This window comes from Sphingomonas sp. UYP23, assembly GCF_054059235.1.
On record NZ_JBSSBX010000001.1, the window covers coordinates 2,611,783 to 2,637,689 of the forward strand.

27 protein-coding genes, 1 tRNA gene and 1 pseudogene are annotated in these 25,907 nt (G+C 67.0%); 11 read left to right on the forward strand and 18 right to left on the reverse strand.

The window, feature by feature from the left end; genetic code table 11:
- The first annotated feature begins 62 nt into the window (after positions 1-62).
- Entirely contained in the window at positions 63-1,316 is a 1,254-nt protein-coding gene (locus ACVWYO_RS12935) for a hypothetical protein (protein WP_457351370.1), read from the forward strand.
- Between the two features lie 73 nt (positions 1,317-1,389).
- Here the strand turns inward: ACVWYO_RS12935 and ACVWYO_RS12940 are convergent.
- The 4 genes from ACVWYO_RS12940 to dapB form a co-directional block, all read right to left on the reverse strand.
- Positions 1,390-1,466 (reverse strand) — tRNA-Arg (locus ACVWYO_RS12940).
- A gap of 41 nt (positions 1,467-1,507) precedes the next feature.
- Positions 1,508-1,876, reverse strand: a complete 369-nt coding sequence (locus ACVWYO_RS12945; protein WP_457351372.1) for a hypothetical protein — start codon at positions 1,874-1,876, stop codon at positions 1,508-1,510.
- A gap of 1 nt (position 1,877) precedes the next feature.
- On the reverse strand, positions 1,878-2,552 hold the full coding sequence (nth, locus tag ACVWYO_RS12950; protein ID WP_457351374.1) for an endonuclease III: 675 nt from the start codon (positions 2,550-2,552) through the stop codon (positions 1,878-1,880).
- Entirely contained in the window at positions 2,549-3,277 is a 729-nt protein-coding gene (dapB, locus tag ACVWYO_RS12955; RefSeq protein ID WP_457351376.1) for a 4-hydroxy-tetrahydrodipicolinate reductase, read from the reverse strand. Before dapB ends, nth begins: the two co-directional genes overlap by 4 nt.
- A gap of 172 nt (positions 3,278-3,449) precedes the next feature.
- Here dapB and ACVWYO_RS12960 point away from each other — a divergent pair, with 172 nt between their 5' ends.
- Entirely contained in the window at positions 3,450-4,151 is a 702-nt protein-coding gene (locus ACVWYO_RS12960) for an NAD-dependent deacylase (protein WP_457351379.1), read from the forward strand.
- 104 nt (positions 4,152-4,255) lie between these two features.
- The gene (locus ACVWYO_RS12965; RefSeq protein ID WP_457351381.1) at positions 4,256-4,531 is read left to right on the forward strand and encodes a GCG_CRPN prefix-to-repeats domain-containing protein; all 276 of its coding nucleotides are present in this window, start codon (positions 4,256-4,258) and stop codon (positions 4,529-4,531) included.
- A 67-nt stretch (positions 4,532-4,598) separates the two neighbouring features.
- Here the strand turns inward: ACVWYO_RS12965 and era are convergent, their stop codons facing one another.
- On the reverse strand, positions 4,599-5,504 hold the full coding sequence (gene era, locus ACVWYO_RS12970) for a GTPase Era (protein WP_457351382.1): 906 nt from the start codon (positions 5,502-5,504) through the stop codon (positions 4,599-4,601).
- A gap of 251 nt (positions 5,505-5,755) precedes the next feature.
- Positions 5,756-7,183 (reverse strand): cysteine--tRNA ligase, encoded by a 1,428-nt coding sequence (cysS, locus tag ACVWYO_RS12975; RefSeq protein ID WP_457351384.1) that lies wholly within the window; start codon positions 7,181-7,183, stop codon positions 5,756-5,758.
- A gap of 153 nt (positions 7,184-7,336) precedes the next feature.
- On the opposite strand from cysS, the gene rpsU reads away from it, so the two are divergent.
- The 4 genes from rpsU to galU all read left to right on the forward strand — a co-directional run bounded on the left by rpsU (position 7,337) and on the right by galU (position 9,730).
- Positions 7,337-7,543 (forward strand): 30S ribosomal protein S21, encoded by a 207-nt coding sequence (gene rpsU / locus ACVWYO_RS12980; RefSeq protein ID WP_010162663.1) that lies wholly within the window; start codon positions 7,337-7,339, stop codon positions 7,541-7,543.
- Positions 7,544-7,621: 78 nt separating this feature from the next.
- On the forward strand, positions 7,622-8,209 hold the full coding sequence (locus tag ACVWYO_RS12985; protein WP_457351387.1) for an FKBP-type peptidyl-prolyl cis-trans isomerase: 588 nt from the start codon (positions 7,622-7,624) through the stop codon (positions 8,207-8,209).
- Position 8,210: 1 nt separating this feature from the next.
- Positions 8,211-8,768: an FKBP-type peptidyl-prolyl cis-trans isomerase gene (locus ACVWYO_RS12990; protein ID WP_457351389.1), complete on the forward strand. Its 558-nt coding sequence runs from the start codon at positions 8,211-8,213 to the stop codon at positions 8,766-8,768.
- 92 nt (positions 8,769-8,860) lie between these two features.
- Positions 8,861-9,730, forward strand: a complete 870-nt coding sequence (galU, locus tag ACVWYO_RS12995) for a UTP--glucose-1-phosphate uridylyltransferase GalU (protein WP_457351391.1) — start codon at positions 8,861-8,863, stop codon at positions 9,728-9,730.
- A 10-nt stretch (positions 9,731-9,740) separates the two neighbouring features.
- On the opposite strand, the gene ACVWYO_RS13000 is transcribed toward galU, so the two are convergent.
- From ACVWYO_RS13000 to dut, 6 genes are all read right to left on the reverse strand, one after another.
- A complete protein-coding gene (locus ACVWYO_RS13000) occupies positions 9,741-10,493 on the reverse strand; it encodes a metallophosphoesterase family protein (protein ID WP_457351393.1) in 753 nt (250 codons plus the stop codon).
- A gap of 62 nt (positions 10,494-10,555) precedes the next feature.
- Positions 10,556-11,857 (reverse strand): UDP-N-acetyl-D-mannosamine dehydrogenase, encoded by a 1,302-nt coding sequence (gene wecC / locus ACVWYO_RS13005; RefSeq protein WP_457351395.1) that lies wholly within the window; start codon positions 11,855-11,857, stop codon positions 10,556-10,558.
- 78 nt (positions 11,858-11,935) lie between these two features.
- The gene (wecB, locus tag ACVWYO_RS13010) at positions 11,936-13,075 is read right to left on the reverse strand and encodes a non-hydrolyzing UDP-N-acetylglucosamine 2-epimerase (RefSeq protein ID WP_457351397.1); all 1,140 of its coding nucleotides are present in this window, start codon (positions 13,073-13,075) and stop codon (positions 11,936-11,938) included.
- Positions 13,076-13,109: 34 nt separating this feature from the next.
- The gene (locus tag ACVWYO_RS13015; RefSeq protein ID WP_457351399.1) at positions 13,110-13,859 is read right to left on the reverse strand and encodes a HesA/MoeB/ThiF family protein; all 750 of its coding nucleotides are present in this window, start codon (positions 13,857-13,859) and stop codon (positions 13,110-13,112) included.
- A complete protein-coding gene (locus ACVWYO_RS13020) occupies positions 13,856-14,236 on the reverse strand; it encodes a hypothetical protein (RefSeq protein WP_457351401.1) in 381 nt (126 codons plus the stop codon). Before ACVWYO_RS13020 ends, ACVWYO_RS13015 begins: the two co-directional genes overlap by 4 nt.
- Positions 14,233-14,691: a dUTP diphosphatase gene (gene dut / locus ACVWYO_RS13025; protein WP_457351403.1), complete on the reverse strand. Its 459-nt coding sequence runs from the start codon at positions 14,689-14,691 to the stop codon at positions 14,233-14,235. The genes ACVWYO_RS13020 and dut overlap by 4 nt, the downstream gene beginning before the upstream one ends.
- A gap of 109 nt (positions 14,692-14,800) precedes the next feature.
- Between dut and ACVWYO_RS13030 the strand changes: the two genes are divergently transcribed.
- Entirely contained in the window at positions 14,801-15,025 is a 225-nt protein-coding gene (locus ACVWYO_RS13030) for a DUF3072 domain-containing protein (RefSeq protein WP_457351404.1), read from the forward strand.
- 34 nt (positions 15,026-15,059) lie between these two features.
- Here the strand turns inward: ACVWYO_RS13030 and coaBC are convergent.
- The 4 genes and pseudogenes from coaBC to ACVWYO_RS13050 form a co-directional block, all read right to left on the reverse strand.
- A pseudogene (gene coaBC, locus ACVWYO_RS13035) lies at positions 15,060-16,234 on the reverse strand (bifunctional phosphopantothenoylcysteine decarboxylase/phosphopantothenate--cysteine ligase CoaBC).
- Positions 16,231-17,346, reverse strand: coding sequence for a hypothetical protein (locus ACVWYO_RS13040; protein ID WP_457351406.1), 1,116 nt, complete (start codon positions 17,344-17,346; stop codon positions 16,231-16,233). Before ACVWYO_RS13040 ends, coaBC begins: the two are co-directional and overlap by 4 nt.
- Before the next feature lie 40 nt (positions 17,347-17,386).
- Positions 17,387-18,922 (reverse strand): 2-polyprenylphenol 6-hydroxylase, encoded by a 1,536-nt coding sequence (gene ubiB / locus ACVWYO_RS13045; RefSeq protein ID WP_457351408.1) that lies wholly within the window; start codon positions 18,920-18,922, stop codon positions 17,387-17,389.
- Positions 18,923-18,935: 13 nt separating this feature from the next.
- Complete coding sequence (locus ACVWYO_RS13050; RefSeq protein WP_457351410.1) at positions 18,936-19,679, reverse strand: class I SAM-dependent methyltransferase; 744 nt, start codon at positions 19,677-19,679, stop codon at positions 18,936-18,938.
- A 263-nt stretch (positions 19,680-19,942) separates the two neighbouring features.
- Between ACVWYO_RS13050 and mutM the strand changes: the two genes are divergently transcribed.
- From mutM to dnaA, 3 genes are all read left to right on the forward strand, one after another.
- Entirely contained in the window at positions 19,943-20,752 is an 810-nt protein-coding gene (gene mutM, locus ACVWYO_RS13055) for a bifunctional DNA-formamidopyrimidine glycosylase/DNA-(apurinic or apyrimidinic site) lyase (protein WP_457351412.1), read from the forward strand.
- A gap of 91 nt (positions 20,753-20,843) precedes the next feature.
- The gene (rpsT, locus tag ACVWYO_RS13060) at positions 20,844-21,107 is read left to right on the forward strand and encodes a 30S ribosomal protein S20 (protein ID WP_457351414.1); all 264 of its coding nucleotides are present in this window, start codon (positions 20,844-20,846) and stop codon (positions 21,105-21,107) included.
- Between the two features lie 501 nt (positions 21,108-21,608).
- Positions 21,609-23,009 (forward strand): chromosomal replication initiator protein DnaA, encoded by a 1,401-nt coding sequence (gene dnaA, locus ACVWYO_RS13065; RefSeq protein ID WP_457351416.1) that lies wholly within the window; start codon positions 21,609-21,611, stop codon positions 23,007-23,009.
- A gap of 137 nt (positions 23,010-23,146) precedes the next feature.
- On the opposite strand, the gene trpS is transcribed toward dnaA, so the two are convergent.
- Positions 23,147-24,148, reverse strand: coding sequence for a tryptophan--tRNA ligase (trpS, locus tag ACVWYO_RS13070; protein WP_457351418.1), 1,002 nt, complete (start codon positions 24,146-24,148; stop codon positions 23,147-23,149).
- Positions 24,149-24,151: 3 nt separating this feature from the next.
- Positions 24,152-25,744, reverse strand: a complete 1,593-nt coding sequence (gene murJ, locus ACVWYO_RS13075) for a murein biosynthesis integral membrane protein MurJ (protein WP_457351420.1) — start codon at positions 25,742-25,744, stop codon at positions 24,152-24,154.
- Between the last annotated feature and the right edge of the window lie 163 nt (positions 25,745-25,907).

Below are 25,907 nucleotides of genomic sequence, written 5' to 3' on the forward strand. Positions count from 1 at the left end.
CTGAACGCGATCGGCATCGGCGAATTGCTCCAGAAGCACGCCGCGGAAGAACAGAGGAAACTATGCAACAGCCGGCTGAAGACCTCTACTCGCGGGGCAAATACCGACTCGCCTACGACCGGAAGCGAGACGGAAGCCTCCGCAGCCCGTACCTCCAGATCGTCTGGTATGACGCCGCCTCGCGACGCAACCGCAGCCGTAGCACGGGCACAGAGAGCGTCGCGGAGGCCGAGGGCGAGCTAGACGCGATCTTCCTCAAGCGCGAGCGTGGGCAGGCGGTCTGTGCAGCATGCGGCCAGTTGCTTACCGCCGGCGCGCGGTATCCCGTCGCGGACGCGATCGCCGACTATCTGATCGCGCGCGACGGCCGCTCAAGCATCGGCTCAATCAAGCCGCGCCTCGCGCACGTCACCGACTATCTCGCTAACACGGCACGCGCTGCGACCGCGTGCGAGGATGTGGACGAAGATTGGATTGAGGGATTTCGCGAGTGGGCAGCCGGCGTGCCGATCATCTCGCCGAGCGGAGCGGAGCGCGCGCGGTCGCCCGGCACGATCGAGGCCAGCGTGCGCCAGCTCGCCGCGGCGATCAATTTCGCGCACCAGCGCAAGGACACGCTCTATGGCGCCGCGTTCGCCGCGCGATCACCGGACGAGGTCAGCCGCACGCCGGTGTACCGCGCCGACATCAAAACGCTTGCCGCGATGTTCCGCTATTGCATCGAGCCCGACGAGCCGACTGCGCCGATGGTCAAGCGCCGCCGCGCCGAGCGCGTGCAGCTGCTTCGCTTCCTTCAGATCAGCGTCGCGACCTGGGCGCGCCCAGATGCTGCGCACGACGTTTCGACCAAGCGCGAGCGCGACCAGTGGCATTCGAACGCCCGCGCGCTCAATCTCAACCCGCGCGGCCGGACGCAGACGAAGAAGTACCGGCCCATCGTGCCGATCGGTCAACGCGTTGCCGTGCTGCTCGACGGCACCGACAGCTTCTATGTTTCGGTCGATTCGGTTCGCAAGGCGTTCGAAGCGATGCAGACCGTGCTCGGGCTGCCAGGCGATGGCGAGAGCGGCATGAAGCTGGTCCGCCGCTCGGTCGCGCACATCGGACGGCAGAAGCTGGGCGAGCGTGACTGGATCGAGGGCAAGATCATGCTCGGCCATTACCGGCCAACGACGTCCGACAAATATGCGCCGTTCGACACCGGGTATCTGGCGCGTGCGCTCGAGGTAATCGACGCGATTATCGAAGAGATCGAGAAACTGGCACCGGGAGCATTTGCAGCCCCTGAACCGGAACAAAAAGCAGACGAAAAGTGATTCCGCAGAACCGTCACCGGGATAACACCGGGATAAGGTTTGTACCGTATGCGTAACTATCGAGGCTTATCTATGGTGCACCCGACTGGATTCGAACCAGTGGCCTCTGCCTTCGGAGGGCAGCGCTCTATCCAGCTGAGCTACGGGTGCCTGAAGTTCCGACTAGCAAAGCCCGCGCGGCGACGCCAGCCCTAGTTGCGCGCGAGCGTCACGGGCTGAAATTGCCCCAAGCCACAGGTGGCGCCGCGCGACAGGCCACCGCCGGAATAGAGCACGGTGATCGTATCGGTCGAGCAGAGTTGGCTGAGACTCGTCGCATAACTGAAGCGCGCCTCGAACCCGAGGCTAGGACACGCGAACGGCAGCGTATTGCGATAGGCGCGCGTGCCGCTCGTGATAAAATCGATCGTCCGGTCGTCGCGTACGCGCGTTTCGCGGATCGATGCGAGCGGGATGCAGCTTTGCGGTGCGCCCACGGGCGTCGCGACGGGCGTGCGATCGCGCGCAACGCCCGGGGCAGCCAATGCGGCGATTGTAAGGGTAGCGAGCAACAGGTGCATGTCAGGGCTCCTTGGGCAGTGCGGCGGGCAGCGCGGCCTTGGGTGGCGGCGTCTTGGGCTTGAACGCACAGAGATCGGCGACGATGCAGCGCCAGCACTCGGGCCGCCGCGCCTTGCAGACATAGCGGCCATGCAGGATCAACCAGTGATGCGCGTGGAGCCGAAACGGCTGCGGTGTCGCCTTGTCGAGTTTCAGCTCGACCGCGAGCGGGGTCTTGCCGCGCGCGAGGCCGGTGCGGTTGCCGACGCGGAAGATGTGCGTGTCGACCGCGAAGGTCTCCGCCCCGAACGCGACGTTGAGCACCACATTGGCAGTCTTGCGCCCGACGCCGGGGAGCGTCTCGAGCGCATCACGGTCGTTCGGCACCTCGCCGCCATAGACGTCGACCAGCCGCTGCGAGAGCGCGATGACGTTCTTTGCCTTGGTGTTGAACAGGCCGATCGTCTTGATGTGCTGTTTCAGCGCGTCCTCGCCGAGATCGAGCATCTGTTGCGGCGTCTTCACCGTCTCGAACAGCCGCCGCGTCGCCTTGTTGACGCCGATATCGGTCGCCTGCGCGGACAGCGCGACCGCGACGACGAGCTGGAAGGGATTGCCCGCCTCGAGCTCGGTCTCGGGGTGCGGGTTGTCGGCGGCGAGCCGCGCGTAGAACTCGACGACGTCTGCGCGTTTCACACGCCCAGCACCTCGTCCATCCCGTAGCGCCCGGCGGGCTTGCCGACGAGCCACAGCGCCGCGGTGATCGCGCCGCGCGCGAAGATCGCGCGATTCTCGGCGCGGTGGCCGAGCTCGATCCGCTCGCCCTCGCCCGCAAAGACGACCTGATGGTCCCCCGCGACCGACCCGCCGCGCAGGCTGGCGAAACCGATCGTTCCTTCCGAACGTGCGCCGGTCAGCCCGGCACGGTCCGCGACGCGCGCTTCGGCCAGCGGGATGCCGCGGCCCGCCGCCGCTGCTTCGCCGAGCAGCAGGGCGGTGCCCGACGGCGCATCGACCTTGTTGCGGTGGTGGAACTCGGCGATCTCGATGTCCCATTCGGGACCCAGCCGCGCGGCCGCCTCGCGCACCAACTTGGCGAGTAGCGTCACGCCGAGCGAGACATTGCCGGTCTGCAGCACCGCGATATCGGTGGCGGCGGCGTCGATCATCGCGTGGTGCGTGGTCGCCAGCCCGGTCGTGCCGATCAGGATCGGCGTCCCCGTCTGGCGCGCGGCGGCAAGTGTACGCTCGAGCGCCGAGGGCGACGAGAAATCGACCAGCACGTCCGAATCGTGCGCGAGCCCGGCGGGGTCGCCGCCCGCATCGATTCCGCCGGCGAGCGTCGCGCCCAGATCGGGGACGATCGCCGCCAAAGCGTGCCCCATGCGCCCAGCGCTGCCAATGATCCCGATCGCGGTCACGCACATTCCCTTCCGATAGGTTCGCGGGGGCCTTAGCCAATGGCCGGGCGACATGCCATGCGCGAATTGCCTCAGGCCCGCGCTTGCCGGCGCGGTGCACGCCTTGCGCGACGGCGGCGGTTCGCCCGCGGCGAGAATAGCAGCGGATCGTCCGATGGACTAAGGTCGGCGAATGCAGGACATTCGCAGCATCGTCGTTCTCACCGGCGCCGGTATTTCGGCTGAAAGCGGCATCGCGACGTTTCGCGGGCCCGGCGGGCTGTGGGAGGGGCACCGCGTCGAGGATGTCTGTACGCCCGAGGCGCTCGCGCACGATGCCGAACGCGTCCACCGCTTCTACGATGCGCGACGCGCGGCGCTGGCGCGCGTCGCGCCCAATCCGGCGCACCGCGCCCTGGCGCGGCTCGATGCGGAATGGGACGGCGAATTGCTGATCGTGACGCAGAATGTCGATGACCTGCACGAGCGGGCAGGAGCCAGACGCCTGCTGCACATGCATGGCGAGCTGGAATCGGCGCTGTGCGCCGCGTGTGGCGTGCGGACGCGCTGGCGTGGCGCGATGCCGCAGGGGTCGGTCTGCCCGGCGTGCGGGGCGGCGGCGCTGCGGCCCGACATCGTCTTCTTCGGCGAGATGCCATACGGCATGGACACGATCGAGCGCTCGCTCGGCGCGGCGGACCTGTTCGTGTCGATCGGCACGTCGGGCGCGGTCTACCCGGCGGCGGGCTTCGTGCAAGGCGCGCGGCAGGCCGGCGCCCGGACGTTGGAGCTCAATCTCGAGCGATCGGCGGGGAGCGCCTTCTTTGACGAAACCCGGCTCGGCGCGGCAGGAACGCTGGTGCCGGACTGGGTCGAAGCGATCCTGGCGGGATGAGCGGGCAGGCCCGGCATGGCCATTTTGGAACGGGTTGCCGACCCCCTCGTTTGTCATGTCAGCCCGACGGGCTCTTGCTCTAAATGCTATATCGAGAGGGTATCATGAAAAAGCTTCTTGCCGCCATCCTCCTCACCGGGGCTGCAACGCTCGGCACCACCACCGCCGCAGATGCGCGCGACGGGTGCGGACGTGGCGCGTTTCGCGGACCGGGTGGCCATTGCCGCGTGATGCGCGGCGGCCCTGCCTTTGCTGGTGGTCCCGCCTATCGCGGTGGCCCACGCCTGATCGTCGGACGCCGGTACGACCGCGGCTATTGGGATGGTCGCCGCTACTGGCAGAACCGCTATCGCCACCATGGCGGCTGGCGCTACCGCTAAGCTCCGAGCTCAGGACCCGAAGCCCTGCGTCGCTGATAGCGAGGCAGGGCTTTGAGATTTGGATGCTTCACTCGACCCAGTCGAGCCCCATGTCGCGATAGACGTCGCGCTCGTCGTCCCAGCCGGGACGAACCTTCACGTGCAGATAAAGATGCACCGGGCGGCCCATGATGCCGGCAAGCTCGGCGCGCGCGCGCGCGCCGATTTCCTTGATCCGCGCGCCGCCCTTGCCGAGCACGATCGCGCGTTGAGTCGGGCGCTCGACCAGGATCTGCTGGTGGATCTCGACCGATCCGTCTTCGCGCTCGAGATATTGCTCGGTCTCGATCGTCGAGGCGTAGGGCAGTTCGGCGTGAAGCTGCAGGTAGAGCTGCTCGCGCGTTACCTCGGAGGCAAGGCTCCGCTCGGTCGCGTCGGAGACCTGGTCCTCGGGGAAATGCCAGGGCTCGGCTGGCATCCGCTGGGCCAGATGCGCCTTCAATTCCGGCAGACCATCGCCGGTCGAGGCGCTGACGAAGAACACTTCGTCGAACTGCACCATCGCGGTCAGCTTCTCGGCATGGAGCAAGAGCTTGCCCTTGTCGGCAAGATCGACCTTGTTGAGGATGAGATATTTCGGCTCGGGCCGATGCGCGATCGCCTCGGCGATGGTGGTGACCTTCGAGCCCAGGCCGCCCTTGGCATCGACCACCAGCGCCAGCACGTCGGCGCCGTCGGCACCGCCCCACGCGGCCTGCACCATCGCGCGGTCGAGCCGGCGCTTCGGTTCGAAGATGCCGGGCGTATCGACCAGCAGCAACTGCGTGTCGCCCTCGATCGCGACGCCCATCAGCCGGACGCGCGTCGTCTGTGCCTTGGGGGAGACGATCGCGACCTTCTGGCCGACAAGGGCGTTGACCAGCGTCGACTTCCCCGCGTTGGGCGCGCCGAGGATCGCGACGAGGCCGCATTTCTGGGTGGGGGTGTCAGTCATCAGCGGTCCTTGGGCGGTACAGGCTCTGCGACGGGCGCGGGGCGGGGGCGGCGGCACGCTGTCCGTGCGACCCGTTCGCCCTGAGCCCGTCGAAGCGTTCGTTCGATCCTGGCGATTGCGCGCCAGTAAAGAAAGTCGCGTCCCATCGCCAGCGATAAGGACGCCGCTCTCGGCCAGCGGCGGGCTTTGCAGCGGCGTCGGCCTCCAGCGCGGCAAGGGGGAGACGGGTGCCCCCCAACACCTTGCTCGCGTTAGAGCGCGAGCTTCCAATCCCAACCGAGCGGATCGCCGTCCATCACCTCGACCCCGGCGCCGGCCAGCGCGTCGCGAATCGCATCCGACGCTGCGAAATCCTTCGCAGCGCGGGCATCCTTGCGTGCGGCGAGCTGCGCGTCGATCGCGCTTTCGTCGAGCGTTGCCGAGGTCGGCCGCAAGCGCAGGTCGGCGCGTTTCAGGGTCACGAGGTCGAGCCCGAGCACCGCGTCGAAATCCTCGAGCGCGCGCAGCCGCGTCGCCGGCGACAGCCGCTTGTCGGCGAGCAGCGCGTCGAGCGCGATCAGGCCGCGCGGGGTGTTGAGATCATCGCTCACCGCTTCGTCGAGCTGCGCGAGGTACGGCTCGGCATCGCCCTTCAGCACATAGTCGTCGCGCGCGCGCAACGCGTCGCGCGCGATCACCAGCCGCTTGAGCCGGGTGAAGGCGGCGGCGAGATTGTCCCAGGTGAATTCAAGCTCGCTGCGGTACTGCGCCTGGAGGCACATCAGGCGATAGGCGAGCGGATGGACGCCAGCATCGACCAGCGTCTGCAGGCGCAGGAAGTCGCCGGTCGATTTCGACATCTTCGCGCCGCGGTCCACCAGGAAATTGTTGTGCATCCAGATCCGCGCGCCGCTGTCGTCGCAGCCGCAGAACGCCTGGTTCTGCGCGATCTCGTTGGGGTGGTGGATCTCGCGATGGTCGATCCCGCCGGTGTGGATGTCGAAGGGATGGCCGAGATGCTGGCGGCTCATCACCGAGCATTCGAGATGCCAGCCCGGCGCGCCCTTGCCCCAGGGCGAATCCCATTCCATCTGGCGCTGTTCGCCCGGCGGCGAGCGCCGCCAGATCGCGAAGTCCTGCGGGTGGCGCTTGCCCGAGACCGGGTCGATCCGGCTTTCGCCCTCATCGGACGTTGCGCGCGCGAGGCTGCCGTAATCGGGCACGCGGGTCGTGTCGAAATAGAGGCCGCCCTCGATCAGGTAGCAATCCTTCTCGATGGCCTGGGCGAAGGCGATCATCTGCGGGATGTGTTCGGTCGCGACGGTCCACTCCGCCGGCGGATCGATGTTGAGCCGCACGACGTCGTCCTTGAACGCCTGCGTGTAATGCGCCGCGATCTCCCAGATCGACTTGGCCTGCGCCGCGGCAGCTTTCTCCATCTTGTCGTCGCCGGCATCGGCATCGGAGGTCAGATGGCCGACATCGGTGATGTTGATCACATGTTTGGTCGGATAGCCCTTCCAGCGCAGCACGCGCCCGAGCGTATCGGCGAACAGGAAGGCCCGCATATTGCCGATATGCTGGTAATTGTAGACTGTCGGCCCGCAGGTGTAGACACGCACCAGCGCCGGATCGATCGGAACGAAGCGTTCGAGGCTGCGCGTGAGGCTGTTATAGAGCATAAGCTGTGTGGCGGTCATCCCGCTCGCTTACAGACCGGGCGAGCCCAAAGTCACGTAAAAGGTGACGGATCGCTTGAAACTTGGGCACCTCCCGTGTAGGGCGCCCACCTTGCGACGCGGGCCGTGGGTTTGCGGCGGCGCTTTTCTATCGATTCGGAGCTGTTCGGTTTTATGCAAATCATCGTACGCGACAACAATGTCGACCAGGCGCTGCGCGCGCTCAAGAAGAAGCTGCAGCGCGAGGGCGTCTATCGCGAGATGAAGCTGCGCCGGCACTACGAAAAGCCGAGCGAGAAGCGCGCGCGTGAGCGCGCCGCTGCCGTCCGCCGCGCGCGCAAGCTCGAGCGCAAGCGCATGGAACGCGACGGCGCACGGTAAGACGATGAAGCGGGCCTGATCGCCCGCCTTGCCTGCCTTAAGCCCGAAAAAGACCTTCGACCCCGCCCGGGAGCCACCATGTCGATCACCGCTGTCCCGCTAAAGCCCGTGAAGCGGGGTATCTTGGTGTATCTGTGGATTGGCATCGCCGTGCTGGTGATCGCCGCGATCGCACTGGCGTTCCAGACGCCGGTCGATCCGTCGACCAGCTTCCTGGCGCGCAACGCGCGCGCTGCCGGGGTGATGACCACGCCGTCTGGGTTGCAATATCAGGTGCTGAGCGCAGGCGCCGGCGCGTCGCCGACCGACGACGATGTCGCGCTCGTCAATTACGAGGGCCGCCTGCTCGACGGCACGGTGTTCGACAAGTCGCAGCAGCCGACCCCGATGCCCGTCGCAGGCGTTGTTCCGGGGTTCAGCGAAGCGCTCAAGCTGATGCGCAAGGGTGCGAAATATCGCATCTGGCTCAAGCCGAGCCTCGCCTATGCCGACAAGTCGCCTCCCGGCATTCCGGCCAATTCGACCCTCGCGTTCGACGTCGAGATGCTCGAATTCATCCCGATGAGCACCTATCGCCAGATCCAGCAGCAGCAACAGATGATGCAGCAGCAGGGTGCGCCCGGCGGTATGCCGCCGGGTGCGGGCGGGCCGCCGACCGGTCGCTGAGATGCGGACGCTCGCGATCGCCGGTGTGATCGGCGCGATCCTGTCGCCCGCGGCAGCAACCTACGCTGCGCCGCGCAAGGCGGTGCATCGCGCCGCCAGCACCAAGCCGGTGGCAACCGTACCACCGCGCAGCGCAGCCGACGCGTTCCTTGCGACCAACGCCAAGCAGCGTGGCGTGGTGACGACACCGTCGGGGCTGCAATATCGCGTGCTGACGCCGGGCACCGGCCCCGCGAAACCTACCGATGCCGATGTCACGCTGGTCAACTATGTCGGCAAGCTGACCAATGGCACGACCTTCGACCAGAGCGCGCGCCCGACGCCGATGCCTGTTTCGGGGGTTGTACCCGGCTTCAGCGAAGCGCTGAAGGCGATGCCGAAGGGCGCGAAATATCGCGTCTGGATCAAGCCGAGCCTCGGCTATGGCGATCAGGCGACCGGGCCGATCCCCGCCGGATCGGTGCTGGTGTTCGATATCGAATTGCTCGATTTCATCTCCGGCGCGCAATTCCAGCAGATGCAGCAACAGGCCGCGGCATCCGCTCCGGCGGCGCAATAGATCCAACCGTCCGGCACCGTGCGTCGCCGCTTTCCATGCGCGATGGCGCAGGGTATGACGCGCGCAGTTTCAGTTAAGATCGAAGGATGCTGATGTCGATCAAGCCCCTGCGCAAGGCCGTTTTCCGCGTTGGCGGCCTGGGGACGCGCTTTCTCCCGGCGACCAAGGCGATGCCCAAGGAGATGCTGCCGATCGTCGATCGTCCGTTGATCCAATATGCCGTCGACGAGGCGATCGAGGCGGGGATCGAGCAGATGATCTTCGTCACCGGTCGCGGCAAGTCGGCGATCGAGGATCATTTCGACATCGCCTACGAGCTCGAGGCGACGATGGAGGCGCGCGGCAAGTCGCTCGGCGTGCTCGACCATACGCGCCTTGCGCCGGGCGCGGTCGCCTATGTGCGCCAGCAGGAGCCGATGGGGCTCGGCCATGCGGTGTGGTGCGCGCGGGACATCGTGGGCGACGAGCCGTTCGCCGTGCTGCTCGCCGACGATTTCATGCTCGGCAAGCCCGGTTGCCTCAAGCAGATGGTCGATGCCTATATGCAGGTCGGCGGCAACGTGATCTGCGCGCAAGAAGTCTCCGAGGACCAGACGCACATGTACGGCGTCATTACGCCCGGCACGCGCAACGGGCGGCTGACCGAAGTGAAGGGGCTGGTCGAGAAGCCTGCCAAGGGGACGGCTCCGTCGAATCTCTCGGTGATCGGCCGCTATATCCTCCAGCCCGAGGTGATGCGCGTGCTCGAGAATCAGGGCAAGGGCGCGGGTGGCGAGATCCAGCTGACCGACGCGATGGCGCGGATGATCGGTGACCAACCGTTCCATGGCCTGACCTTCGACGGCAAGCGCTACGATTGCGGCGACAAAGCGGGGTATGTCACCGCCAATCTTGCGGTCGCGGTCGCGCGTGCGGATATCGGCGATACCGTCCGCGCGTTCGCGGTGGACCTGCTGCGCTAACGCGGGTGGATCAGGCCGCCGTCGCGAGATAGCGGCGGCGGGTCCCTTCAATGCACAGCGCAGTCAGCACGTTGCTGGCATAGGCGCCGGTATCGATCCCGATGCGATTGGCCCGTTCGTCGGGGCCGTCGCTGATTGTATGGCCGTGGATCACGAACAACGGGTGGTCGACCTGGCTCCCGAGGAAATCGTCGCGGATCCAGCGCAGGTCGCCGGTGCGCTGCTGGTCGAGCGCGACGCCGGGGCGGATGCCGGCATGGACGAAGAGATAGTCGCCAAAGCGGAAACTGTCGGCGAACCCGTCGATAAAGGCAAGATCGCCGCGCGGAATCGCCGCGCGGATCACCGCCGCGGCGCTGGCGGGGTCGAGCTCGGCAACGCGGGCTGGATCGACGCCGTAGCTCTCGACATATTCGGCGCCGCCGAACGTCAGCCAGTCGCGCAGCCGTTGCGGTTGCGTGCCGAGCGCACGCACGAGCATCTCTTCGTGATTGCCCATCAGAAAGACGGGATGGAGCGTCGGATCGTCGAGCCCGCGCAACCGCTCCACGACGCCCTTCGAATCGGGGCCGCGATCGATCATGTCGCCGAGGAAGACGAGAAATTCGCGCGGGCAGGGGTGGCGTCGGCGATCGTCGGCGATCTGTTCGAGCAGTGCGTCGAGCAGGTCGCGACGGCCATGCACATCGCCGATCGCATAGACGCGCGACTCGGGCGGTCCGCTCGGCGGGGACGCGCGCGGGAGGGGGCTAGTCGACGACACTGGTGAAACCTTTCTTCGCGGCCCGACGCGGAGCGAACCCGCGGTCGACCGCCACCCGCCGCTCAGCTCGCGAGACGCAACGGTGCGCCACGTGACGCCGCACGGGGCTGATCGGGCCAAATGCCCCGCGTGTCATAAACGATTTTGTCGGCACGCTCGTCGACCGGCACCGATTTGAACACATCGTGATCGACCAGCACGATCATGATCCCGCACGTCTCGATCGCGCTGTCGATGTCGATCAGCGTCGCGCCGCTGTCATCGAAGCTCGGCGGGAGCGTAGCGGTATAGGGCTCGACGATACGCAACCGATCGCCGAAGCGGTCCGCCAGCGCGAGCGCGACCTTCAACGCCGGGCTCTCGCGGAAATCGTCGATATTGGCCTTGAAGGCGAGCCCGAGACAGGCGACGCGCTCGCCCGGATTGGCCGCGACCATCGCCTCGGCGCGCTCGACGACGTAATCGATCTTGGCGTCGTTCACTTCGCGCGCGGTGCGGATCAGCGGCGTGTTGGCGGGGTCGGCATGGACCAGGAACCACGGGTCGACCGCGATGCAATGCCCGCCGACGCCGGGGCCGGGCGAGAGGATGTTGACGCGCGGATGGCGGTTGGCGAGACGGATCACCTCCCACACATCGACATCCATCGTGTCGGCGACGCGGCTGAGTTCGTTGGCAAAGGCGATGTTGACGTCGCGGAACGCATTCTCGGTCAGCTTGGTCATCTCGGCCGCCCGCGCGGTGGTGGTGACGCACGCGCCGCGGACGAAGCGGCGGTAGAATTGCAGCGCCTTGCGCGCACAGCGTGGCGTGATGCCGCCGATCACGCGGTCATTGTCGATCAGTTCGACCAGGATGCGCCCGGGCAGGACGCGCTCGGGGCAATAGGCGATCGCGATGTCCGGGCTGTCGCCATTGCTCTTGCCCGGCACCTTGAGATCGGGGCGGAGCTGCGCGAGCAGATCGCGCACCTGCTCGGTCGTGCCGACCGGTGAGGTCGATTCGAGCACCACCACGTCGCCGGCTTTCAGCACAGTCGCGATCGTGGTCGCGGCGTTGAGGACATAGCCGATGTTGGGCGCATGATCGTCGGCGAACGGCGTCGGCACCGCGATGACGAAGACGTCGGCGGGTTCGATCTGCGTGGAGGCGCGCAGCGCGCCGCGTGCGACGACGCCCGAGACGAGGCCGTCGAGATCGACCTCCTCGATATGCACCTTGCCCGAGTTGACCGTCTCGACGACATGCGCCGAGACATCGATCCCGAGCACGCTCGCCCCGGTGCGCGCGATCACCGCCGCGGTCGGCAGGCCGATATAGCCCAGGCCAACGACAACGACCTTCAGGTCCGCGTGCGACATCATCGTTTCTGCGCCTTTACTTGCTCACGCTCAGGCTAATGCGCGAGGAGCGTTGATATTTCGAAAACGCTCAGCGCGCGCTCACGTCGTGGGCACACCAAAGCCGTTTGCGACGATCGTGGCAATCCGCGCACTGGCATGGCCGTCGCCGAACGGATTGTGCGCGCGCGCCATCGCGGCATAGGCGGCGGGGTCGTCGAGCAGCGCGCTGACCTCGGAGACGATCCGGTGCGGGTCGGTGCCGATCAGCTTGGCAGTGCCGGCGACGACGCCTTCGGGGCGCTCGGTCGTCTCGCGCATCACCAGCACGGGCTTGGCGAGTGCGGGCGCTTCCTCCTGGACGCCGCCCGAATCGGTCAGCGCGATATGGCACAGGCCGAGCGCGCGGATGAAATGCGGGTAATCAAGCGGATCGATCCGCGCGATGTTGGGGCGGTCGCCCAGCACCCGGTTCATTGCTTCGACGACGTTGGGGTTGGGGTGCATCGGGAAGAGGATCGCAACATCGTCGCGCGCCGCGATCTGCCCGAGCGCCTGCGCGATATTGTCCATCCCGCCGCCGAAATTCTCGCGCCGATGCGTCGTGACGAGCACGATCTTCTTGCCCGCGAACCGCGCCGCGACCTGGTCGAGCCCGGCGCCGAGCGCCGGGTCTGCCGCCAGCTTCGCGCCGGTCGCGTGGAGCGCGTCGATCACGGTGTTGCCGGTGACATGGATCATCGCCGGATCGATATTCTCGCGCCGCAGCGCGTCGGCGGCGGTCTGCGTCGGCGCGAAATGCTGGTCGGCGATCGGCGCGACGATCCGGCGATTCACTTCCTCGGGCCAGGGCTGGTAGATGTCGCCCGAGCGCAAGCCGGCCTCGACATGGCTGACCGGAATCTTGCGATAATAGGCGGCGAGCGCGCCGACCATCGCGGTCGCGGTATCGCCCTGGACGATGACACGGTCAGGCTTCTCGGCGTCCATCACGTCGCCGAGCCCGGTCAGCAGCCGCGCCGTAAGGCGATCGAGCGATTGGCCCGGCTCCATCAGATCGAGGTCGATATCGGGGGTGAGGCCCGCGATCGCGAGCACCTGATCGAGCAGCCCGCGATGCTGCGCGGTAACGCAGGCGCGCACGTCGAGTCCCGGCACCGCCTGCAACGCGGCGACGACCGGGAAGAGCTTGATCGCTTCGGGTCGGGTGCCGAAGATGACGAGGATGCGCGCGCGTTTCATGGGCTTGTTCTAGCGTGTCCCTCTTAAGGTGCTGCTAACCGCAGCCCGGGCAGCCGGGGTCCTTGGGCAACGCGATCGTGCGGAAGCGGAAGGCGAGCGCATCGACCAGCAGCAATTTGCCCGCACTGTCTTCGCCAAACCCGACGATCGCGCGCAGCACTTCAAGCGCGGCAAGGCTGCCCATCACGCCCGCCATCGCGCCAAGCACGCCCTGCTCTGAACAACTGTCGCCGGCGCGGTCGCGCGCATCGCCGACGAAGCAGCGGTAGCAGGGCTTGTCCTGCTCCCAGCCGCGGTACACGCCGAGCTGACCCTCGAACTGCCCGACCGAGGCGGACACCAGCGGAATCCGCAGCGCCTGCGTGGCATCGGAGACGGCGAGCCGGGTCGCGAACGAATCGCTGCCATCGAGCACCACCGACACGCCGTCGAGCAGATCGGTGGCATTCGCGGGGGTCAGGCGCTCGGCGTGCGTGTCGATCGCGACATGCGCATTAATCGCTTGCGCCGCGCGCGCAGCTGCCGCGGTTTTCGACCCGCCGAGATCGGCTTCGTCGAACACCGTCTGGCGCTGGAGGTTGGAAAGATCGACCGTATCGTCGTCGATCAGTACGAGCCGCCCGACACCGGCGGCGGCAAGATATTGGATCGCCGGGCTGCCGATCCCGCCTGCGCCGACCAACGCGACGCTCGCCGCCTTCAGCGCGAGCTGTCCCGCGCCGCCGACCTCGCGCAGCACGATATGGCGCGCATAGCGCTCAAGCTCGGCGTCGGACAGGCTCATCCGCGCCAGTCGAACACGATCGTGGCGCGATACCAATGGTCGCCGCTCCCCGCGCGCAGCGCGAGGTTGCTGCGCGCAAAGCCGGCGACGAGACCTGCGGCATATTGCTCGACCGTCGGGCAGTTGATCGCGTGCGGCACGGTGCGTCGGACGACGCCATCGGTGCCAACCAGCGTCGCGACATCGACCGTGACGACGTAATGGCCGTCGGTTGGCCTGGCGATCGGACAACGGTTGGCGGCAATCTCGCCCGCGACGAAGCTGGTCAGTTGCGGGGTGAGTTGCGGCGCGGCGACATAGGGGAGCGGCGCGAGCACCGTCCAATCGACCGGTACCGCCGGAAGCTCCGCGGCCTGTAGCATGAGGAAAAGCATCATCGTCCGGTCGATCCGAAGCCCCCGGTTCCACGCACGGTATCGTCGAGCGTGACCACCTCGTCGAGGATCGCGCGTTGAACCGGGGCCGGAACGAGTTGGGCGATCCGGTCGCCGCGCGCGATTTCGAACGGCGTCTGGCCGAGATTGGCGAGGATCACCTTCACTTCGCCGCGATAATCGCTGTCGATCGTGCCGGGGGTATTGAGGCACGTGACGCCGTGCTTGAGCGCGAGCCCCGAACGCGGGCGGACCTGCACCTCGAAGCCATGCGGGATCGCGATCGCAAAGCCCGTCGCGACCGCAGCGCGCGCGCCCGGCGCAAGCGTCAGAGCTTCGGCGGCGACGACATCGAGCCCGGCGGCGCCATCGGTCGCATAAGCGGGCAGGGGCAGGTCTTCGCCGTGCGGCAGGCGCTTGAGCGCAATCGTGATCGGCTTGGTGGTAGGCGTATTCATGGGGCGAGCCTTAGCAAGTCCGGCACGCCGTGTCGAAGCCTCGCGCGCTCGCATGGAACCGCGGCGCGTTTCGGCGGTTCAGAACATACCAGAAACATGCGAGTATCTTATGGCCGACACCCCGCACAATCCGAAGCTCGACGAGCATCCGGGATCGAACACCGAGAAGAACCCCGATCAGTGGGTTTCGGGCGGCGATCCGATGACCGGCGCACAGGAATCCTATCTGACGACGCTGAGCGAAGAGGCGCATGTCGAGCCGCCAAGCCCCGACCTGAGCAAGGCCGATGCGTCGAAGCGGATCGACGAGCTCAAGGGCGAGCTCGACCTGTAAGGTCTGGATCGGCCCCGTCGCGCGGTGGGGCCGGTTACCGGGTAAGCGTCTGCGCGATCCGCGCCGCGAGCCGCTCGGCGACCGCCTCCTTGGAAAGCCGTTCCCAGCTTTCGACACCATCGGCGGTGACGATATGGACGGTGTTTGCCGCACCGCCCATCACGTCGCCCGACACGTCATTGGCGACAATCCAGTCGACCTGCTTGCGCGTTCGCTTCGCGACGGCGTGACCGATGACGTTCTCGGTCTCCGCCGCGAAGCCGATCAACAGTCGCGGGCGCTGCGGGCTTCTGGCAAGCCCTGCAAGAATATCTGGGTTCTCGACAAGATGGAACACCGGCGGCCCGTCTGCGTCCTTCTTGATCTTCTGCCCCGCGCTCTCGACGCGCCAGTCGGCAACCGCCGCGACGAGCACCGCGGCATCGGCAGGAAGCGCCTGCGCCACGGCTGTCTCCATCTGGAGGGCGGTTTCGACATCGACTCGCGTCACGCCCTGGGGGGTCGCGAGCGTCACCGGCCCGGCGATCAGCGTCACCCGCGCGCCGCCCGCAGCCAGCGCCGCGGCGATCGCGAAGCCCTGTTTGCCCGAAGAGCGATTGGCGAGATAGCGCACCGGATCGATCGGCTCGTGGGTCGGGCCGGCGGTTACCACGACGTGCAGACCGGTCAGCGCGCTCACGCCGCCAAAGCCGCCTGAATGGCCGCGAGGATCGCCGCGGGCTCGGGCAAGCGGCCCGGGCCGAACTCGCCGCACGCCATCGCGCCTTCGTCGGGCTCGAGGACCGTCACCCCATCGCCGCGCAGCGTGGCGACGTTGCGGCGTGTCGCGGGATGCTGCCACATCCGCACGTTCATCGCGGGCGCCGCGAGCACGGCCTTGTCGGTCGCGAGCAGCAGCGTCGTCGCAAGATCGTCGGCGATCCCCGCCGCCATTTTCGCCATTAGGTCGGCGGTCGCAGGCGCAACGACGACCAGGTCGGCTTCGCGGCTGAGCTGGATATGGCCCATCTCGGCCTCGTCCTTGAGATCCCAGAGCGAGGTATAGACCTGGGTCTCGGACAATGCCGCGAGCGTCATCGGCGTGACGAAATGCGCGCCGCCCGCGGTCAGCACGCATTTCACGCCGATCTCTGCCTTGCGGCACAGGCGGATCAGCTCGCATGCCTTGTACGCGGCAATGCCGCCCCCGACGATCAACAGGATCTTCACCGCGTCACCCGCGTCACGCTGATTTTCCGCCGGGTCCCCCGCGCCGCGCCAATCAGGTCGCGCAAACCGTCGGGCGCGAAGGCGAGGCCGATAAGGAGCGTGGGGGCTATCATCAGTCCCCAATAGAAGGTGTCGGTCCGCCCGAACAGGGCAAGCAGCAGCGCATAGGCAACGAATACCGCGACCACGCGCAGCGCCAATCGACTGCGCCACGCCGACCAGCCGAACAGCGCGAGCACGACGAGCGGCGCCGCGATCCAGAGTGGCGCGAGATCGAGCGCGGTCGAGATCTGCATGGTCTTCACGAAGAAGCCTAAGCCGAGCAGGCCGGCCCAACCGGGCGAGGCGGGGTCGGTCTCGCGCACCACCATTGCCACGGCATGCGCGTGGAGCGCAACGACGATCGCGAGCACGCCGAGCGTCGCTGCCCAGCCGAACGCTTCGCGGCGGCGACCCTCGGCCAGCGTGAACAGCGCCATCACCCCGACATAGAGCGCTGCGGTCTCGCGGATCAGCATCGCGATCAGCCCGATCGCGACCGCCTCGATCCATTTGTCGTCGCTCCGCACCGCCAGCGACAGCGCGATCAACAATCCGCCCCAGATTTCATGGAAGGCGACCAGATCGCTTTGCACGAACGCCATCAATCCGCCTGCGAGCAGCGCGAGCGCGATGAGGCGCGGCGCAGGGCGATTGAACACCCCGCCAAGCCGGAGATACCAGGCATACGCGACACAGGCGACGAGCGCGTAGAGCAAGGCCATCGTTGCAAAGCGCGGCAGCGCTGCCTGGACGACGGCAAGCGTCGGCAAGCGGAAGGTCACGAACGGGCGCATCGGATAGTCGCCGGTGCGCAGTGCCTGTGCCGCCACGCCGTAGTAATCGCCCCCGCCGCGAATGCCCTGGACGATCGTCTCGTACAGCAGGACGTCGCGCTGATCGTCGACGCGGGCCGCCGGGGTGTGGCTGACCGGCGGCGGGCCAGGGCTGGTGAGCGCGAGCAAGCTCGCCAGCAGCAACACAGCGAGCAGTACCACGGCGATCCGGGCGCGCGGTTGCGGCAGCGCGGCATAGCGCGATGGCTCGGCCAGCCAGAGGGGCGGCCGGGGCATCATGCCGAAGCGGTGTCGCGCTGCGCTGGTGGGCGTCGCCTCACCCCCACAGCATCCACCCCAGGCCCAGGCTCGCGCCGGCACTCAGCACTGCGACGAGCGCATAGCGCCAACCGCCGCCGATCCGCACGACCTCGATTTCGCGCAGCGGCGGCTCGGGCGGCGCGCCGGGCGGATTGGGGAAACGCCGTTCGATGTTGCGGATCAGCTCTGGCAGCCGTGCGAGCGTGCGGAAATCCTCGACCAGCCGGTCGGCGACCGCGGCCTCGGGGCCAAGCTCGGTGCGAATCCATTCGCGCACGAAGGGCGCAGCTGCGTCCCACAGATTGATCTCGGGATCGAGGCTCGTCGCGACGCCTTCGACCATCACCATCGTCTTCTGCAGCAGCAGCAGATGCGGCTGGGTCTGCATGTCGAAGTCGCGCGTGATGTTGAACAACCCGTCGAGCATCATGCCGATCGACATGTCCTTGACCGACATGCCGCGCATCGGTTCGCCGACCGCACGCAGCGCGGTTGCGAACTCGGCGACATTGTGGTGCGCCGGAACGTAGCCCGCCTCGAAATGGATTTCGGCGACGCGCTTATAATTGCCGGTGATCAGCCCGTAGAGGATCTCCGCCAGCCAGACGCGCGCGCGCCGGTCGATCCGGCCCATGATGCCGAAGTCGATCGCGGCGATCTTGTTGCCGGGCAGCGCGAACAGATTGCCCTGGTGCATATCGGCATGGAAGAAGCCTTCCGCGATCGCCTGGCGCAGGAAGGCGTGGACCAGCGTGTTGGCGAGCTGCGGCAGGTCGTAGCCCGCCGCGATCAAAGCGGGGCGGTTCGACAGCTTGATGCCGTCGATCCATTCGAGCGTCAGCACCTTGCCGCTGGTGCGCTGCCAGTCGATCTTGGGCACCAGGAAATCGGGCTCGGCGGTCATCGCGTCGGCGAGTTCGGACGCCGAGGCGGCTTCGCGCCGCAGATCGAGCTCGCGCGCGGTCCAGCGTTTGAAGGTCTCGATCACGAGCCGTGGGCGCAACCGTGCGAGCTCGCCGCCATAGCCCTCGACCTGCGCGGCGGCCCATTGATAGGTCTCGATCGCGCGGGTGAAATCTTCCTCGACGCCGGGACGCAGCACCTTGATCGCGACGGTGCGGCCATCGGTGGTGACGCCGCGGTGGACCTGCGCGATCGATGCGGCGCCGACGGGCACCGGGTCGATCGAGGCGAAGAGCTCGGCTGGATCGCGTCCGAAGGCGCGCGTCATCGCTGCGTGGATCGTTTCGTAGGGGACGGGCGGGAGGGCGTCCTGGAGCCGCATCAGATCGTTCGACGCCGCCTCGCCGACGATGTCGGGGCGCGTTGCGAGCGTCTGCCCGAGCTTGATCGCGGCCGGACCGATCGCCTGGAGCGCATCGGCATAGCGCGGCACTGCCGGCACGCGCGCGCCGATGCGGGCGATGCGGGCGAGGCGGCGGATCGGCAGCGGGGTGTTCTGATCCCGCTCGATGCCGCTGAGCGCGCCGTGCCGAGCGAGGATCCGGCCCCATTTGAGCAGGCGCCAGACGTGGGTGGCGGGGGCGGTCATTGAGTAAGCCCCATCAAATCTTCCACCCGTGGTGGATCGCGACCAGCCCGCCGAGCATCGGCTCGACGCCGGTCTGCACGAAGCCCGCGTCGCGGATCATGCCTTCGAAGGTCGGCATATCGGGGAAACGACGGATCGACTCGATCAGATAGCGATAGCTGTCCTCGTCCTGCGCGAGCAGCTTGCCCAGCTTGGGGACGAGCTTGTGCGAATAGGCGTCGTACACATCGGCGAAGCCCGGCCACAGCGTGGTCGAGAATTCGAGGCAGTAGAAGCGCCCACCGCGCCGCAGCACGCGGTGTGCTTCGCGAAGCGCCTTGGGGATGTCGGTCACGTTCCGGATGCCGAACGCAATCGTGTACGCGTCGAAGAAGCGGTCGGGGAAGACCAGCGTTTCGGCGTTCGCCTCGGTCCAGACCAGCCCGTCGATGCCGCGCTTGGCGGCACGGTCCACGCCGACTTCGAGCATCTGCGGGTTGATGTCGGCAACCGTGACACTTGCGCCCGATTCGGCCAGTCGGAAGGCGATGTCGCCGGTGCCGCCCGCCATATCGAGGATCTGCTCGCCGTCGCGGGGCTTCACGCGGCGCACGAAGCGGTCCTTCCACACACGGTGCATCCCGCCCGACATCGCATCGTTCATGATGTCATAGCTGCGCGCTACGCTCGAAAAGACGCCGCCGACGCGCGCTGTCTTTTCGGTAGCGGGGATGTCTTCGTAGCCGAAGGAGACGGTGCCAGAGTTTGGAGCGTTCATGCCGCACGCTCTAGCCGAGCAAAGCGGCGGCGCAAACCGCTGCGTTGCGGCTCGGACAAATCGTCTCGCGCGGCCCATCCGTCCTTCTGCTCCGCGTCTCGGCGTCTCCGCGTGAACCCATCTTCTTTTCACGCACAGACGCGGAGAGAAGGCGAGGGGCGCGGCGGGTGCTCCGCAGTGAAAGCGCCTGCATCGGAGTGCCGAGTGCTCTCGGTGTGGGTAGCCGCTTGCGCGGCGGGCGTAGAAACGGGCAGGGGCGGGGAATGCCAGAACTTCCCGAAGTCGAGACCACCGTGCGCGGCCTCAGGCCCGTGCTCGAGGGGCAGCGCATCACGCTCGTGCAGACCCGTCGCGGTGATCTGCGGCGGCCGTTCCCCGAGGATCTCGGCCAGCGGCTGACCGGCGCGACCGTCACCGGGCTGTCGCGCCGCGCGAAATACGGGCTGATCGAGACCGATCGCGGCGATACGATGATCTTCCACCTCGGCATGTCGGGGCGGTGGCGAGTCGATCCCTCCGAGCTGCTGCCCCACGATCATGTGATCCTCGAAACCGCAACGCAGCGCCTCGCGCTCAACGATCCGCGGCGCTTCGGCTCGGTCGATCTGCTGCCGACCGAATCGCTTGCCGACTTCCCGGCGTTCAAGGCGCTCGGCCCCGAACCGCTCGGGCCAGAGCTGACCGTCTCCTACTTGCACGCCAAGCTCGCCGGGCGAATCGCGTCGATCAAGCTGATGCTGCTCGACCAGCGACTCGTCGCGGGACTCGGCAACATCTATGTCTGCGAAGCGCTGTTCGCCGCGCAGATCTCGCCCAAGCGCGCTGCCGGCACCGTTTCGCGCGCCAAGCTCGCGCGACTCGTGCCGGCGATTCGCGCGGTGCTGCTCGCGGCGATCGACGCGGGCGGCTCTTCGCTACGCGATTATGCCCGCCCCGACGGGGAACTCGGCTATTTCTCGAAGCAGTTCGCGGTCTATGGCCGCGAGGGCGAGCCCTGCAGCTGCGGCGGCACGGTCGAGCGCTATGCCGAGGGCGGTCGTTCGACTTTCTGGTGCCCGAAATGCCAGAAATGATTGACCGGCACCCCCGTTCTGCGTAAGGCGCACGGCTTCCGGGGCCGGGAGGTATCTCCCGCCCTTTCTTATTTACAGATCAGAGGGCTTCATGGCGAACACGCCACAGGCGAAAAAGCGCATCCGTCGTAACGCCGCGCGGACCATCGTGAACGGTAACCGTACCGGCCGCATCCGCACCTTCGTCAAGAAGGCCGAGAATGCGCTCGAAGCGGGCGACAAGGCTGCTGCAACCGCCGCGATGGCGATGGTTCAGCCCGAGCTGATGCGCGGCGTCGCCAAGGGCGTGCTGCACAAGAACACCGCGAGCCGCAAGTTCTCGCGCCTGACCAAGCGCCTCACCGCGCTCGCTTAATCCCAATCGGGTTACGCAACGGCTGATCGCCCGCTGGACACGCGTCCGGCGGGCTTTTTGTCGTGTCGGCAGGGCTGCGTGGACGCCGATGCTGCACTAAGGTGCCGCTATAACCCCTATCAAGGAACGTTGCGCGAACGCTACCAACGGGCAAAACCGCAAAGGCGCGGTTTACCGCGATTCGCAGAACCTTCATCAAAGTGTCACGCAGAAAGTGCCGTGAATCCATAGGGTTGTGAGATTTCCGACGCGAAACCTTCGCTCAATCCGAGTCAACAGGGTATATTTAGAAAATGTGACAGGCCAGCCCCTTGCTCGACTCGCTGCGATCTTCATAAATGGCCGTCCGCCGCGAGCGGTGTTTCTGGCTCGCGACTCACTTTGAATAGCAAACGTCAGACGGATCGTGATTCCGCCTGGGGGGAAGTTTGTCTGTCGTAATTATAGCGGCGCGGGACCTTCCGCGGTTCGCAATGCAAAGGTTTTGGCGTGGTCTTGACGGTGAACAGGGGGGTAGGCGCGCACGATACCGACTTTGCCGGCGGGCAGGACGAGAGCGTCGCGCGCGCTTGGAACACGGTGCGCACGCATCTGCGCGAATCGGCCGGGGTGCGGCTGTTCGATCAATGGCTCAAGCCGATCGCGCTGGTCGCGGGCGGTGAGCGCGAGACGGTGCGGCTGACGCTGCCCTCGGCGTTCATGACCAACTGGGTTCGCAACCATTATGGCGACCGGCTGCTCCAGGAATTCCGCGCACTGCTGCCGAGCGTGCGCAGCGTCTCGATCGAGACAGGCCTGGCGACTGCCCCGACGCCGGTGCTCAAGGTCGAGACCGCGCCAGCGCCCGTCGTCTCCGCCGAGCCCGTGGTCATCGCCGATCGTCCAACGCTCGACCCGCGCTTCACCTTCGATCGTTTCGTCGTCGATGCCTCGAACCGCGTCGCCTTCAATGCCGCCAAGGCGCTCGCCGAGCCCGGCGTGCCGCGCTTCAGCCCGCTGTTCCTTCACAGCGGCACCGGGCAGGGCAAGAGCCATCTGATGCACGCGATCGCCGCGGCCTATCTTAGCGCCGTCCCAGAGGCGCGTGTGCTGATGATGTCGGCCGAGCGCTTCATGTTCGATTTCGTCCAGGCGCTGCGCAACCGCGACACGCACAGCTTCAAGCTGCGGCTGCGCTCGGCCGATCTGCTGCTGGTCGACGATCTCCAGTTCATCGCCGGCAAGGATTCAACGCAGGAAGAGTTCTTCCATACGATCAACGAAGTGATGGGCGCGGGCAAGCGCCTCGTCATCTCGGCCGACCGCTGCCCGCAAGGGTTGGACGGCGTCGAGGCGCGCATCATGTCGCGCCTGTCGTGCGGGCTCGTCGCCGACATCAAGAATTCCGACCTGTCGCTGCGGCGCGCGGTGCTCGAGCGCAAGCTGCTCGACATGCCCGGCGCGCATGTGCCGGGCGAGGTGCTCGACCTGCTGGCCGCGCGGATTACCGCGAGCATCCGCGACCTGGAGGGCGCGCTCAACCGCGTCGTGGCCTATGCGCAGCTGACCGGGGTCGAGGTCGATCTCGAATTCGCCGTGGCAACCTTGGGCGACGTGCTGCGCGGCGCCGAGCGCCGCGTCACGATCGACGAGATCCAGAAGGCGGTCTCGGCGCATTTCGAATTGAAGCCGGTCGATCTGGTGTCGGCACGCCGCGCCGTGGTCGTGGCGCGGCCGCGCCAGATCGCGATGTACCTTGCTAAGCGCCTGACGACGCGCTCGCTCCCCGAGATCGGCCGCAAGTTCGGCGGGCGCGACCATTCGACGGTGATCCATGCGGTCCGCCGGATCGAGGAACTGCGCGACACCGATCGCGAGATCGACACTGCGGTGCGCGTGTTGCTGCGCGAGCTCGAGGGGTAAATTCCGCTCCCTGCGGGAGCGGGAAGAGGCCCGCCGCACAGCGGCGCGACGGGCGAGAGTGAGCCCGCGGCGTTAAACGGTCATCCTTACGCGTCTGTGGCCTCGCCGCTCGCTCCCTCGACCGCTGGGAGAGGGGGTCAGACCTGCAGCCCCACCGCTGCCTGCGCCTTGGCGAGCGTCGGCGCTGCCAGCACTGTCGCCCGCGCAGCACCGTCGGCGAGCACCGCACTCACTGCTGCACGGTCATCGAGCAGCGCCGTCAGCCGCTCGCGGATCGGTGAGAGCGTCGCGACCGCGAGATCGGCAAGCGCGGGCTTGAACGCGCCGAAGCCTTGTCCGGCGAACTGCGCCAGCACCGCGTCGGGGGTGCTGCCTTCAAGCGCGGCATAGATCGTCACGAGGTTCTTCGCCTCCGGCCGCTCGGCAAGCCCTGCGACCTCACCCGGCAGGCCGTCGGCATCCGACTTCGCCTTGCGGACCTTGCTCGCGATCAGCTCGTCCGAATCGACCAGGTTGATCCGCGACGCATCGCTCGGGTCCGACTTCGACATCTTTCCGCTCGCATCACGCAGGCTCATGATGCGCGGCGCAGCCTTCGAGATGAACGGCTCGGGCAACGTGAAGGTGTCGCCATAATCGCTGTTGAACTTGACCGCGATGTCGCGCGCGAGTTCGAGATGCTGCTTCTGATCCTCGCCCACCGGCACGTGCGTCGCCTGGTAGAGCAGCACGTCGGCGGCCTGGAGCACGGGATAGGTGAACAGTCCAACGCTTTGTGTCTCGCCCTTCTTGCCCGCTTTGTCCTTCCACTGCGTCATGCGGCTGAGCCAGCCCATCCGTGCGGTGCCGCCCAGGATCCAGTGGAGCGCCGAATGCGCCGGCACGCGCGCCTGGTTGAACAGGATCGAGCGCTGCGGGTCGATCCCGCAGGCGAGCAAGGTCGCCGCCATCTCGGTGGTGTGCGCATGCAGTTCGGCCGGGACGCCCGGCTGCGACAGCGCGTGCAGGTCCGCGAGGAAGAACAGGCATTCGTCGCCCGCCGCCATGGCATTCTGCATCGCGACCCATTGCTTGATCGCGCCGAGATAGTTGCCGAGGTGGAGGTTGCCGGTTGGCTGGATGCCGGAAAGGACGCGCATGGGTTATTCCTGAACGGGTTTGGAGGTCGCGCCGCGCTTGCGTAGCAATCCCTTGATGTCGGCGATGCGATACGCCCCGGTGACGAAGCACGCCACGCCATAGACCGCGCTTCCCGCGCCGACCAGCACGCCGAGCGCGGCATAGCGCACGATCAGCGGCCCACCGAGATACGGATCGAGCAATTGCCCGAACGCATAGATCGTCCCCCCCATCAGCAGCGCGGCGAGCAGCAGCCGCGGGACTTTGCGCCGCAATCCCGCATCGGCGACGAAATGCCCGCGCGCGCTGAGCGTCCGGTAGAGCATCGCGACGTTGACCGTTGAAGCGAGCGCGGTCGCGAGCGGCGGGCCGACATGGCCGATCAGCGGGATCAGGATGAGATTGCCGACGATGTTGACCCCGATCGACAGCATCGCATAGCGCACCGGCGTCCGGGTATCGCCACGCGCATAATAGCCCGGCGTCAGCACTTTCACGAGAACGTAGGACGGCAGGCCGATCGAGAAGGCGCTGAGTGCCCAGCCGCAGCGCTTCGCGTCCATCGCATCGAACTTGCCATATTCGAACAGCCCGCGGACGATCGGCTCGGCGGCGATGAGGAAGGCGATCGTCGCGGGGAGCGTCAAGAACAGCGCGAGTTCGATCCCGCGATTCTGCGTCTCCATCGCCGCCGCCTCCTGGCCCGAGGACAGCAGGCGCGAGATCGTCGGCAGCAGGATTGTACCCAGCCCGATTCCGATCAGCCCGAGCGGGAGCTGGTTCAACCGGTCGGCGTAATAGATGTAGGTGATCGAGCCCGATGCCAGCAGGCTGCCCGCAAGCGAGGTCGAAATCAGCAGGTTGATCTGCGATGCGCCTGCGCCGGCCGCGGCTGGGACGATGAGGCGCAGCATCTCGCGCACGTCCGCGTCGAGCCGCGGCATCCGCAGCCGCATCTCGACGCCGGCGCGGTGGCATGCCCAGATCAACCAGGCGAGTTGCAGCACGCCGCCGACGGTGACCGAGATCGCCTGGACGCGCGCGGTCTGATATTCGTCGGCGCCGTGGAAGAACCACAGCCCGCCGATCATCGCGAGGTTGAGCAGGATCGGCGCCGCGGCGTTGATCCAGAATTTGTCGAGCGAATTGAGGATCCCGCCGAGCAGCGATGCAAGCGAGATCAAGGCGAGATAGGGCAGGGTGATCCGCGAGAGCATGACCGCAAAGGCGAACTGTTCGTGCGTCGGATGCTGGCGCGCAAAACCGCCCGAAAGCAGATAGGTGATCGGCCACGCCGCCAGCAGCATTACGACCGTAAACAGGATCAGCACCGGCAGCAGCACGGCGAGCGCGCGCTCGGCAAAGGCGTAGCCGGCGGGAAGGCCCTCGGGCCCGGTCGCCTTCTTGTTGAAGAGCGGGATAAAGGCGGCCGAGAAGGCGCCCTCCGCGAACAAGGCGCGGAACATGTTGGGCAAGCGGAAGGCGACGCCGTTGAACGCGTCCGACGCAAAGCCGGCGCCGACATAGCGCGCCGCGAGCGAATCGCGCAGCAGGGCGAGCACCCGGCTGACGAGCGTGAGCCCGCCGACCGAGCCGAGGGATTTGACGAGGTTCATAGAGCTGCCCTCGATCCAACGTACGCCCCTCCCCTTCAGGGGAGGGGATGGGGGTGGGGGAAGCCTCGCAGAGGCCGACGGGGCCACGTCCCCACCCCAACCCAGTGGCGGGTCGGTCATGCCCCCAGCATGACCTGAACAGCGCGGGGCGCTGTTCACCCGC

What these genes read in the sequence shown, in the direction of transcription:
- ACVWYO_RS12935 (WP_457351370.1), top strand. Translation starts at nt 63, where the DNA reads ATGCAACAGCCGGCTGAAGACCTCTACTCGCGGGGCAAATACCGACTC.
- ACVWYO_RS12945 (WP_457351372.1), bottom strand. Translation starts at nt 1,876, where the DNA reads ATGCACCTGTTGCTCGCTACCCTTACAATCGCCGCATTGGCTGCCCCG.
- ACVWYO_RS12960 (WP_457351379.1), top strand. Translation starts at nt 3,450, where the DNA reads ATGCAGGACATTCGCAGCATCGTCGTTCTCACCGGCGCCGGTATTTCG.
- ACVWYO_RS12965 (WP_457351381.1), top strand. Translation starts at nt 4,256, where the DNA reads ATGAAAAAGCTTCTTGCCGCCATCCTCCTCACCGGGGCTGCAACGCTC.
- era (WP_457351382.1), bottom strand. Translation starts at nt 5,504, where the DNA reads ATGACTGACACCCCCACCCAGAAATGCGGCCTCGTCGCGATCCTCGGC.
- cysS (WP_457351384.1), bottom strand. Translation starts at nt 7,183, where the DNA reads ATGACCGCCACACAGCTTATGCTCTATAACAGCCTCACGCGCAGCCTC.
- rpsU (WP_010162663.1), top strand. Translation starts at nt 7,337, where the DNA reads ATGCAAATCATCGTACGCGACAACAATGTCGACCAGGCGCTGCGCGCG.
- ACVWYO_RS12985 (WP_457351387.1), top strand. Translation starts at nt 7,622, where the DNA reads ATGTCGATCACCGCTGTCCCGCTAAAGCCCGTGAAGCGGGGTATCTTG.
- ACVWYO_RS12990 (WP_457351389.1), top strand. Translation starts at nt 8,211, where the DNA reads ATGCGGACGCTCGCGATCGCCGGTGTGATCGGCGCGATCCTGTCGCCC.
- galU (WP_457351391.1), top strand. Translation starts at nt 8,861, where the DNA reads ATGTCGATCAAGCCCCTGCGCAAGGCCGTTTTCCGCGTTGGCGGCCTG.
- wecC (WP_457351395.1), bottom strand. Translation starts at nt 11,857, where the DNA reads ATGATGTCGCACGCGGACCTGAAGGTCGTTGTCGTTGGCCTGGGCTAT.
- wecB (WP_457351397.1), bottom strand. Translation starts at nt 13,075, where the DNA reads ATGAAACGCGCGCGCATCCTCGTCATCTTCGGCACCCGACCCGAAGCG.
- ACVWYO_RS13015 (WP_457351399.1), bottom strand. Translation starts at nt 13,859, where the DNA reads ATGAGCCTGTCCGACGCCGAGCTTGAGCGCTATGCGCGCCATATCGTG.
- ACVWYO_RS13020 (WP_457351401.1), bottom strand. Translation starts at nt 14,236, where the DNA reads ATGATGCTTTTCCTCATGCTACAGGCCGCGGAGCTTCCGGCGGTACCG.
- dut (WP_457351403.1), bottom strand. Translation starts at nt 14,691, where the DNA reads ATGAATACGCCTACCACCAAGCCGATCACGATTGCGCTCAAGCGCCTG.
- ACVWYO_RS13030 (WP_457351404.1), top strand. Translation starts at nt 14,801, where the DNA reads ATGGCCGACACCCCGCACAATCCGAAGCTCGACGAGCATCCGGGATCG.
- ACVWYO_RS13040 (WP_457351406.1), bottom strand. Translation starts at nt 17,346, where the DNA reads ATGCCCCGGCCGCCCCTCTGGCTGGCCGAGCCATCGCGCTATGCCGCG.
- ubiB (WP_457351408.1), bottom strand. Translation starts at nt 18,922, where the DNA reads ATGACCGCCCCCGCCACCCACGTCTGGCGCCTGCTCAAATGGGGCCGG.
- ACVWYO_RS13050 (WP_457351410.1), bottom strand. Translation starts at nt 19,679, where the DNA reads ATGAACGCTCCAAACTCTGGCACCGTCTCCTTCGGCTACGAAGACATC.
- mutM (WP_457351412.1), top strand. Translation starts at nt 19,943, where the DNA reads ATGCCAGAACTTCCCGAAGTCGAGACCACCGTGCGCGGCCTCAGGCCC.
- rpsT (WP_457351414.1), top strand. Translation starts at nt 20,844, where the DNA reads ATGGCGAACACGCCACAGGCGAAAAAGCGCATCCGTCGTAACGCCGCG.
- trpS (WP_457351418.1), bottom strand. Translation starts at nt 24,148, where the DNA reads ATGCGCGTCCTTTCCGGCATCCAGCCAACCGGCAACCTCCACCTCGGC.
- murJ (WP_457351420.1), bottom strand. Translation starts at nt 25,744, where the DNA reads ATGAACCTCGTCAAATCCCTCGGCTCGGTCGGCGGGCTCACGCTCGTC.